The organism is Ralstonia sp. A12, from assembly GCF_000801955.1.
Lineage (GTDB): Bacteria > Pseudomonadota > Gammaproteobacteria > Burkholderiales > Burkholderiaceae > Ralstonia.
Genome location: NZ_JSZO01000047.1, coordinates 1 through 8,710 on the forward strand (window position 1 = coordinate 1; position 8,710 = coordinate 8,710).

10 protein-coding genes and 2 pseudogenes are annotated in these 8,710 nt (G+C 57.9%); 7 read left to right on the plus strand and 5 right to left on the minus strand.

Annotation, left to right across the window (positions count from 1 at the left end):
* Positions 1–17 precede the first annotated feature (17 nt).
* Positions 18–293, minus strand: a pseudogene (locus PI87_RS27730) (helix-turn-helix domain-containing protein); the annotation flags it as partial.
* Here PI87_RS27730 and PI87_RS29355 point away from each other — a divergent pair.
* A complete protein-coding gene (locus tag PI87_RS29355) occupies positions 277–585 on the plus strand; it encodes a hypothetical protein (RefSeq protein ID WP_157003280.1) in 309 nt (102 codons plus the stop codon). The pseudogene PI87_RS27730 and the gene PI87_RS29355 overlap by 17 nt on opposite strands.
* A 316-nt stretch (positions 586–901) precedes the next feature.
* On the opposite strand, the gene PI87_RS27735 is transcribed toward PI87_RS29355, so the two are convergent.
* Positions 902–1,927 (minus strand): IS110 family transposase, encoded by a 1,026-nt coding sequence (locus tag PI87_RS27735; protein WP_039600973.1) that lies wholly within the window; start codon positions 1,925–1,927, stop codon positions 902–904.
* 78 nt (positions 1,928–2,005) lie between these two features.
* Between PI87_RS27735 and tnpA the strand changes: the two genes are divergently transcribed.
* Genes tnpA through tnpC form a run of 3 tightly spaced genes read left to right on the plus strand, consistent with a single transcriptional unit; the run spans position 2,006 to position 4,367 of the window.
* Positions 2,006–2,413 (plus strand): IS66-like element accessory protein TnpA, encoded by a 408-nt coding sequence (gene tnpA / locus PI87_RS27740; RefSeq protein ID WP_039600974.1) that lies wholly within the window; start codon positions 2,006–2,008, stop codon positions 2,411–2,413.
* Entirely contained in the window at positions 2,410–2,757 is a 348-nt protein-coding gene (tnpB, locus tag PI87_RS27745) for an IS66 family insertion sequence element accessory protein TnpB (protein WP_039600975.1), read from the plus strand. The genes tnpA and tnpB overlap by 4 nt, the downstream gene beginning before the upstream one ends.
* Positions 2,758–2,786: 29 nt before the next feature.
* The gene (tnpC, locus tag PI87_RS27750) at positions 2,787–4,367 is read left to right on the plus strand and encodes an IS66 family transposase (protein ID WP_039600976.1); all 1,581 of its coding nucleotides are present in this window, start codon (positions 2,787–2,789) and stop codon (positions 4,365–4,367) included.
* Here tnpC and PI87_RS27755 read toward each other — a convergent pair.
* Entirely contained in the window at positions 4,334–4,696 is a 363-nt protein-coding gene (locus PI87_RS27755) for a hypothetical protein (protein ID WP_039600977.1), read from the minus strand. The two genes, tnpC and PI87_RS27755, sit on opposite strands and share 34 nt — an antisense overlap.
* A 331-nt stretch (positions 4,697–5,027) precedes the next feature.
* Here PI87_RS27755 and PI87_RS27760 point away from each other — a divergent pair.
* Positions 5,028–5,377: pseudogene (locus tag PI87_RS27760) on the plus strand (transposase); the annotation flags it as partial.
* 440 nt (positions 5,378–5,817) lie between these two features.
* Positions 5,818–6,741, plus strand: a complete 924-nt coding sequence (locus PI87_RS27765) for an IS1595 family transposase (protein WP_052321811.1) — start codon at positions 5,818–5,820, stop codon at positions 6,739–6,741.
* A gap of 482 nt (positions 6,742–7,223) precedes the next feature.
* Here the strand turns inward: PI87_RS27765 and PI87_RS27770 are convergent, their stop codons facing one another.
* Positions 7,224–7,589, minus strand: coding sequence for a helix-turn-helix domain-containing protein (locus PI87_RS27770; protein ID WP_052321812.1), 366 nt, complete (start codon positions 7,587–7,589; stop codon positions 7,224–7,226).
* Positions 7,590–7,803: 214 nt separating this feature from the next.
* Between PI87_RS27770 and PI87_RS27775 the strand changes: the two genes are divergently transcribed.
* On the plus strand, positions 7,804–8,181 hold the full coding sequence (locus PI87_RS27775) for a hypothetical protein (protein ID WP_039600978.1): 378 nt from the start codon (positions 7,804–7,806) through the stop codon (positions 8,179–8,181).
* Positions 8,182–8,366: 185 nt separating this feature from the next.
* Here PI87_RS27775 and PI87_RS27780 read toward each other — a convergent pair.
* Positions 8,367–8,710: IS110 family transposase (locus PI87_RS27780; RefSeq protein ID WP_039600979.1), on the minus strand; the 344-nt coding region annotated here is incomplete at its 5' end.

Genomic DNA, 8,710 nt, shown 5'->3' on the forward strand with positions numbered 1-8,710 from the left:
GAATCGAGGCAGGGTCACACAGCACACAGATCGGCGTGGATCTGCTTGAGCGTGCGCCGTTGCTGGCGCGGCTTGTTGGCCTCGGTCTTGAGCCAATCGGAGAGCTTGGCGGCATGGTCATCAAGCTTGCTCGGACTCTGGCATGCAGGATAGGCCGGTGCTGTGACATCAGCGCGCAGGTAGCGCCTGACCGTGTTCCTGGGGATACCCAGGCGCCTGGCGATTTCGCGCAGCGGGAACTGGTCGCGAAGATGCCAGCGTCGAATGATGCTCGGTATGGCCAAGTCGATCACTCCGATCTCCCGCTTGCTGCCGAGCGGGACTGCGCTCTATACGTGGGTCAACATTCGATGCAAGAACCTACCTCCGGTGGGTCAGGATTCGGTGCAAATCAACAAGTTCGGCATTATTGCAACTCGGCCGCCGCCTGATGACATTCTGCAGTGGCCCGACGGGCGACTGTCATTGAGCGCGTTTCCGCTTCTAACCATTCATGATGTCTTCTGCGAACTGGCTCAGCACTGTTCAGGCTTACGAGGCGCCGCTGTTGCGACACCAAAGGGTCTGGTGTTGGTTGCCAGGTAAGCGAGTCCCCAGCACCGTCTCGACGGTGTGAGAGGAAGTTGCCAGAGTGGTCTCCACCAAATCTATGGTCCCCTCCGTTTTTGCAACCCTGATCTTTGACGGTGTGGTTGGCTTGCCAAAATCTATCCGGCGTCATTGAGGGGATGGCTCCCCGCGCCACGATGAGAGTCGCGCCTGACAGTTCTTAAAAGTAGTTCGGCCTCGAGAGCCGATTTGGTGGCCAGGGTGTCTGTCAGGCCGTTGTGCCGTTCACGTCATCAAATTTCAGTCGTCGCAAAATCAGATGGATACGTTGGTACTGCGGTGAATGGAGGGTTCAGGCTGGCATGCCGGAGCCTTCCGTTTCGAAAGTCGTGCCGTGCGTCGCCAGCGCCCAGGCAGTTCGCGCTAGCTTGTTTGCAAGCGCACAGGCCACCACGTTGGAATGCCGACGCGTTAGTAGAGATCGCACCCAGTCGGCCAACCGACCTGTCTGCCGGTCCAAGCGCTGCATGTAAGCCCGGGCGCATTGCACCAGCAAACGCCTCAGATTCTTGTCGCCACGCTTGCTGATACCCAGCAAATTGGCTCGGCCGCCAGTGCTGTACTGCCGTGGTGCGAGGCCGACCGATGCGGCAAAGTCGCGACTGCATCCGTATTGCTGGCCGTCACCCATCTCTGCCGCCAGGACACTTGCCGTAATCGGGCCAACCCCTGGAATGCTCAGTAGTCTCTGGCCAAGTTCGTCGTCCGCCAGTTGCTGGCGAATCTCTTTCTCGATCTCGCCGATTTGCCCATCGAGATACTTGAAATGTGCGTGCAGACGCTCGAGCGTGCTGACTAGATAAGGCGGCAGCGCATGTTCAGCCAGTACCGCCGGCAAGCGCTTGATGATCGCCAAGCCGGTCGGCAGGCTGATACCGAATTCGAGCAGGAATCCGTGCATCTGATTGATAGCCTTTGTGCGATCATGCACCAGCGATTCGCGCAGTCTGTGCAGTACCGACAAGGTCTGCTGCGATTCCGTCTTTGGTGTCACGAAACGCATCGACGGACGCGAGGCCGCTTCGCAGATCGCCTCGGCATCCACAAAATCGTTCTTGTTGCTCTTGACGAACGGTCTCACGAACTGCGGCGAGATGAGTTTGACCTGATGGCCGAAATCCGCCAGCTTGCGGGCTAGGTAATGCGCTCCAGCACAGGATTCCATGACTACCGTGCAAGCATGGAACTTGGCGAAGAATTCGTACAACTGCCTGCGGCTCACCTTCTTGCAAAACACAGCCTTGCCTCGACGGTCTTGACCGTGTAGGTGAAACGAGTGCTTGCCCAGATCGATACCTATCAGCGTTACGCTTTCCATGATGATCTCCCGCGCCAGAAACGAAAACACCCTACAAGCGTATCCGCTCGCAGAGTGGAGGGGACCATCACATTAGTAGTGGAGACCACAGTGACAACAGAAGCGCCGAAGAGAAGGTCACGCAAAGGCATCCCGAATCACCCCATCGAATTCCGACGACGGTTGGCCAAGCTGGCCTGTGAGCCCGGCGTATCGGTGGCGCGTTTGGCGATGGAGCACGGGTTGAACCCGAACCTGGTCTTCAAATGGCGCCGGGCACTGCATGCTGGTGAATATGATCCGGTCGGTTTGCTGCCCGTGACAGTGGAAGCACCGGTGCAAGAGTTCGAGCAGCCAGGCCCGGCGCCAGTTGGCAGTGCTGCTTTTGCGGGCGCCATTGAGATCAGCGTGGGCAACACCCGCGTGCGCATCGAAGGCTCGCCTGACGAAGGCACGCTACTGCTGGTACTGCGCATGCTGCGCAGCACGTCGGGATCGGCAGCATGATCGGTCTACCCAGCCGCACGAAGATCTGGCTGGCCGCTGGCGTGACCGACATGCGTTCGGGCTTCAACAGCTTGGCCGCCAAGGTCCAGACCGTGCTGGAGCGAGATCCGTTCAGTGGCCACGTGTTCGTGTTCCGAGGCAAACGCGGCGATCTGGTCAAAGTGCTGTGGTGGAGCGGTGATGGCATGTGCCTGCTGATGAAGCGGCTGGAGCGTGGCCGGTTTGTGTGGCCACGTGCCGATGGTGGCGTGGTGTGCCTGAGCCAGGCACAACTGTCGATGCTGCTCGAAGACATCGACTGGCGACAGCCAGTCCGTACGGCGGAGCCGACATCGGCGTTGTAAACCTACCAGTCGCCGCGTAAACTGCCGGCATGACTGCGGCAGACGCCTATCCAGATGACATCGAAGCGCTCAAGGCCTTGCTGCTTGAGCGCGATGCACGCATCGGACATCTGGAAGACGTGGTCGAATCGCACAAGGCGGCAAACGCTACAGCCAAGGCCGAGATCGAGCACCTGAAACTGCTGATCGCGAAGTTGCGCCGCATGCAGTTCGGTCGTAGCTCCGAGAAGCTCGACCACCAGATCGAACAGCTCGAGTTGCGACTGGAAGAGCTCGAGGCTGATGAAGGCGCAACTCCCATCGAGGTTCCAAAGACGCCACGCAAGGCGCCGGAACAGACACCACGCACACCACTGCCCGAGCATCTGCCCCGCGAGATCCTGACTCACTGGCCGGAATCGGGTGAAGCCTGCACGGCGTGTGGTGGCCGCATGAAGCTGCTCGGTGAAAACGTCTCCGAACAGTTTGAATATGTACCGGCAAGCTTCCGCGTGATTCGCCATGTGCGCCCCAAACTGGCGTGCACGTGCTGCGATCACATCGAACAAGCCGCTGCGCCGAGCCGCCCCATCGAGCGTGGCCTGGCTGGTCCGGGCTTGCTGGCCCATGTGCTCGTCTCAAAGTTCGCGGACCATCTGCCGCTGTATCGCCAGTCGGCGATCTATGCGCGCGAGGGCATCGACCCATTTCGCTCGCTGCTAGCGAAATGGGTCGGCCACACCGCGAACCTGCTGCAACCGTTGGTCGACGCGTTACGTCGGCACGTCATGGCGGCAACGAAGCTGCATGCCGACGATACGCCGGTACCGGTGCTGGCACCGGGCAATGGCAAGACGAAAACCGGACGGCTATGGGTCTACGTGCGCGACGACCGGAACGCAGGCGACACGACGCCACCGGCCGTCTGGTTCGCCTATACACCGGATCGCAAGGGCATCCATCCGCAGCGGCACCTCGCATCGTTCAACGGCACACTGCAGGCCGATGCCTACGGCGGTTACCAGGCGATCTACAAAACCGGACGCGTGGCTGAAGCGGCGTGCTGGGCTCATGCCCGACGGCAGTTCTACGAATTGCATGCTGCACGGCCGAATGCCTTGAATACCGGAGCGCTGGAACGCATCGGCGCGCTGTACAAGGTTGAAGAATCGATCCGGGGGAAACCACCCGATGAGCGGCGAACGTACCGGCAAACGCACGCCAAGCCCTTGCTCGATCAACTCCAGGCATGGCTGAGTGCCACACTGGAAACGCTCTCGCGCAAATCCGACACGAGCCGGGCGATCCTCTACGCCCTGAACCGGTGGCCGGCACTCACGCGCTATTGCGACGATGGGCACCTGGAGATCGACAACCTGCCGGTTGAGCGCGCATTGCGCGGTGTGGCCATCGGGCGCCGCAATTACCTGTTCGCCGGCGCCGACTCGGGCGGTGAACGCGCGGCTGCCATCTACAGTCTGATCGGTACAGCCAAGCTCAACGGCATCGATCCTGAGGCGTATCTGCGCGCCGTGCTCACGCGCGTTGCAGACCATCCGATCAACCGGATCGACGAACTACTACCGTGGCATCTGGATCAGTCGTCGTACTCAAGCGGCGTATCGGCGTAGTCCAGCACAATGGTGTGGATGCAAACCTCGCACCACTGCCGGAACATCTTGAGCGTCCGGTTGCGCGGCCATAGATCTGGATCGACATACCAGTCCTCCAGCAACTGCTCAAAAGCCACCTTCCAGTTCCGCTGAATCCAGCGCTTACCTGGCTCGTCAGTGCCATCCGTGGGAATCAGGAAGGCGGACGGCTCCTCGCGCGCATCCTCGAACGTGACGGAGGCATTGGCTGGAGTGGGATCAGTCGCGTTGATCCATTCGACGAACGGCGCCTTGGGCAGGATGATGACAACGACCCGGTTCGTAACGTAAAGCGGCTCCAGCGGCATGCTGTCGATCCTCGTGTCAGAAGATCGAATGCTAAAGCAAGACGGCCATCAGGCCACGCTTACGTTGCCAGTGGCACCGTCAAAGGTGATGCACCAACTGCTTGCGCAGCCGGGCTTGCAGCGCATATGGACAGCCATCTTTCGTTTGCTATGCCGACCGCTCTAAAGAACGCTCTGATTTGGACTGATACAGGCGTCTGTTGCTTGGTTCGACTGCCGGATGGCCATTTGCTTTTTGTGGAGCGGCCCCCTGAATCGCCGGACACAGTCACCCACTTAAACTACGGGTAGGCATACGACTGTGTTTATGACTAGCAGCAAGCAAGAAGTGATGGAAGTGTTGACGGGCCCGGAGCGGCGCCGGCGGTGGTCGGTGGAAGAGAAGCTGGCAATGGTCAGGGAGAGCTTCGAGCCGGGCAAGACGGTCTCGATGGTGGCGCGCCAGCACGGGGGAATCCGAACCAGGTGTTCCAGTGGCGCAAGCTGTACCAGGACGGGAGCCTGTCGGCGGTGAGTGCAGGCGAGGAAGTGGTGCCGGCCTCCGAGTTGGCCGAAGCGCTCAAGCAAGTCCGTGAACTGCAGCGCATGCTTGGCAAGAAGACGATGGAGAACGAGATTCTTCGCGAAGCCGTGGAGTACGGTCGGGCAAAAAATGTATGGTCCGCCCCGGTTTTGCAAGCGAGCACAGGCACAACGAAGCAGTTTGCGTAAATGTATCCGGCCTCTCGCGAGTCAGCTGCTTTTGGCAGCAAGGCCATGATGGGATATGCGCGCTCGGTTCCCAATAAGTGGGTCGGCCATGAGGGCCGCTTTTTTGGCGAATTATGTCGTTGACTAAAGGAGCATCTTCGTCAACGCAACGGGTTGGGTGACGACCTGTGTATGCTGTACGGTCATTTTCCGTAGGGTTTTCGCAGCCCTCCATATAATTAACCTCATAATCGTTTCCGATTTTGTCAAGGGCCTGAATCTTCAGGCCCTTTTCCATTTGTCGTGGGTATACAACGCGCCCCGGCACACGGCTATCGTCTACCTCGTTTGATAGATTTTGTATACTAAATGTTATAATGTAATAGCCTGTATTTATCATATTTACATGATGATTTTTCCGTGGGGGAATCTTGAGGTTCAACCTAGAAGAACTAGATTCGGAAGAACTACATTCGATCTTCGCGGATGAAGAAGCCGCGATTGAATATCTAGAGGCCCCGCGTTGGCCGAGGAAGCGGAAATGTCCGAAATGCGGGGACGGCAAGAAGACTAGCCCAACCGCCAGCAAGAACCATCGTCCCGGGTTGTATTGCTGCGGCGGCTGCAAGAGCACCTTTACCGTCACGATTGGAACGATCTTTGAGGGATCGCATGTTCCACTCAACAAGTGGTTATTCGCCTTCCACCTGATCGCGTCGAGCAAGAAGGGGATCAGCGGGATGCAGGTGCACCGAATGGTCGGCGTCTCGTACAAGACTGCATGGTTCATGTGCCATCGAGTGCGAGAAGCAATGGCAACCAAACCTGATCGGCCGCTTGGTAATTCGGCGCCGGTGGAAGTAGACGAGACCTACTGGGGCAACAAGGGCAAGCAGCGCTACGGCGCCCGTGGATACGCTCACAAGATGAAGATTCTTTCCATGGTCGAACGCAAGGGAGAGAAGCGCTCGTTCCACTTGCAGGACGTGAAGGCGGCAACGGTTACGCCAATCCTCAAAGCCAACATTTCTGCTGACGCCCGTGTGATGACGGACGAAGCGGCGATCTACAAGAGGATCAACAGGGACTTTGGAAGCCACGAGACCGTCAATCACGGAGCGCGGGAATATGCGCGCGGTGATGTGACAACCAATACGGTTGAATCAAGTTTCGCGGTGTTGAAGCGTGGCCTTTACGGCACTTTCCATCAAGTCAGCGAGAAGCATTTGCATCGCTACCTGACCGAGTTCGACTTCCGCTGGAATACGCGGGAGCTAACTGACCAAGGGCGTATGCAGGTTGCTTTGATGGGCACGGAAGGGAAGAAGCTGTCGTATTGGAGTTTGCGTGCGTGATGTGCGGAAGAGCTACACACGCTAATTCCCCAATTTTGCGACATCGAAGCCTCCCGGTAAAATCGAGAGGCTCAGAAATGGGCGACCACACAGGTGCGTTTCCGCGCACCCGTGGGTCTGGTACTCGCTGCTCTAACAGCGAGCTTTTCAACAAGCGCCCTCTCTAAAGGAGCTTTATGAAATCTGTTCGCCTTCGATCAATAAGGGTGGCTTTAAAGCCACAAAATGCAGGGCTTAGTCCGCCCAAAATTCGACGCGATATTCGCGTTACGAGTCACATCCGGGTTACAAGCCGAGGTCGTCGAGTTCGGGTTCGCTCACACTGGCGTTCGCGTGGCGGCCGTGTGTTGTTCAACATTTAACGCGTAAGGTGGAGGGGCTCCGGCCCCTTCAGAAAACTAGTAAAACCGCACGATTTTATCAACCTTCCGTGCGTCAATGCTCAAATTGGCGTCACTACAACAGGCGTCGTAGCTATCGGATCAGTCAGGAGCAAACCAATCCTTGTCCTTTTCCTTGATAGGACGCTTTGCCAGGCGTTGTGCCAGGTGAGCCAGTCCCTCGATCAGCATCCGTCGATCTGTCAGCCCTAACGGTTCTAGTATCTGAACGATGCGCTGTGCCTGGTCTGACTTCAGCGCACTTCCAACGAGGAAGAAGTCCGCCACTCCGCAGTCAAACAGTTTCGCCAGGTCATAGAGCCTGGATACGCTGGGCGGAGCAACACCTCGCTCCATGCGGGAAACAGCCTCGTTTCCTATCCCCAGCTTCTCGCCAACCTGTTCCTGTGTCAGCCCAGCCTTGACACGCTTGTCGGCGATGACCTTGCCGATCTCCTGCGCACGCATCTCTTCCCTCTGTACGCGTCTCTCTTCGTTCGTTGTCACGTCGTCAGGCCCATGAGTGTCGCTATAGGGCGTCGATGGTCGTCCATCCACCCGTTGGGCGTAACACACTGATGGGTTGTCACTTCAACCCAATGCGATGAACGTTGACTTGATATCAACCTGATTGGTTGACATATCATCTCAATGCGATGAACAACCAACGACGCCTACGCCTATGACGATTTCCCTAAGAGACCTTTGTGCCTTCGCTGCTGGAGCTTTGTTCACTGGGCTGACCGCGGCTCAGACCCTGCCACCCGCGTGTGAAAAGTACTTCAGGGCACTCGACGCCTGCAATCAGAACGCGCTCAACGTATCACCGTCTAATGCGCCGCAAATACGCAGCACACAGCAGGATGTTGATAAGTTGCGGGAGATGCTACGGGCGGGGCTAAAAACGAAGGGCTACGACGGCATAGCTGCCGCCTGTGCTGAATCCCAACTGACACCCCTCTTGAAGCAACAGGTAGTCACTATCGTGACATCCCTCGCCATGACCAATAGCGTCGATGCGAATTGCCGCAAGGCTTACAACGCGTTGGGGCTTCGTTGACCTGGTGTGGATTCGTAGGAAGGGGTTGGGTGGCTACCCAACCCCACGCGATGTGTTCGCTGACGAAGATGGGCCTTTAGTCAACGACATAATTCGCCTTTTTTGTCCCGGGTTTACCGAACGCCGTTGCGCTGTTTCGTCATCAGGTGCAGGCAAGCAAACTTTGAAGAGGGTTGGTGACGAGTCTATTGCTGCTGTGGTTGCCGGAGGTAGAACGTACCCTGATGGGTCAGAACCCCCCAAGCGATGCGCGCGAGCTTGTTCGCAAGCGCGACGATAACCTTGTTTCGGTGTATCCCCTTTGCCTCCATGCGGCCTATCCAGATACCGAGATGGTCTTTGGTCCGGTCTAGGTTGCACACACAGGCGCGAGCGCCGTGAACCAGCAGTTTCCGCAGATAGGGGGTTCCGCGCTTGCTGATGCCAAGCAGGCGCTGCTTACCGCCGGTTGAGAATTCCTTGGGAACCAGCCCGAGCCAAGCGGCCAAGTGTCTGCCGGACTTGAATTGGGTGCCCGTGCCCGTGCCCG

Excerpts from the sequence above, each read along its gene's own strand:
- PI87_RS29355 (WP_157003280.1), top strand. The coding sequence starts at position 277 with ATGGCCAAGTCGATCACTCCGATCTCCCGCTTGCTGCCGAGCGGGACT.
- PI87_RS27735 (WP_039600973.1), bottom strand. The coding sequence starts at position 1,927 with ATGGAAAGCGTAACGCTGATAGGTATCGATCTGGGCAAGCACTCGTTT.
- tnpB (WP_039600975.1), top strand. The coding sequence starts at position 2,410 with ATGATCGGTCTACCCAGCCGCACGAAGATCTGGCTGGCCGCTGGCGTG.
- tnpC (WP_039600976.1), top strand. The coding sequence starts at position 2,787 with ATGACTGCGGCAGACGCCTATCCAGATGACATCGAAGCGCTCAAGGCC.
- PI87_RS27755 (WP_039600977.1), bottom strand. The coding sequence starts at position 4,696 with ATGCCGCTGGAGCCGCTTTACGTTACGAACCGGGTCGTTGTCATCATC.
- PI87_RS27770 (WP_052321812.1), bottom strand. The coding sequence starts at position 7,589 with ATGCGTGCGCAGGAGATCGGCAAGGTCATCGCCGACAAGCGTGTCAAG.
- PI87_RS27775 (WP_039600978.1), top strand. The coding sequence starts at position 7,804 with ATGACGATTTCCCTAAGAGACCTTTGTGCCTTCGCTGCTGGAGCTTTG.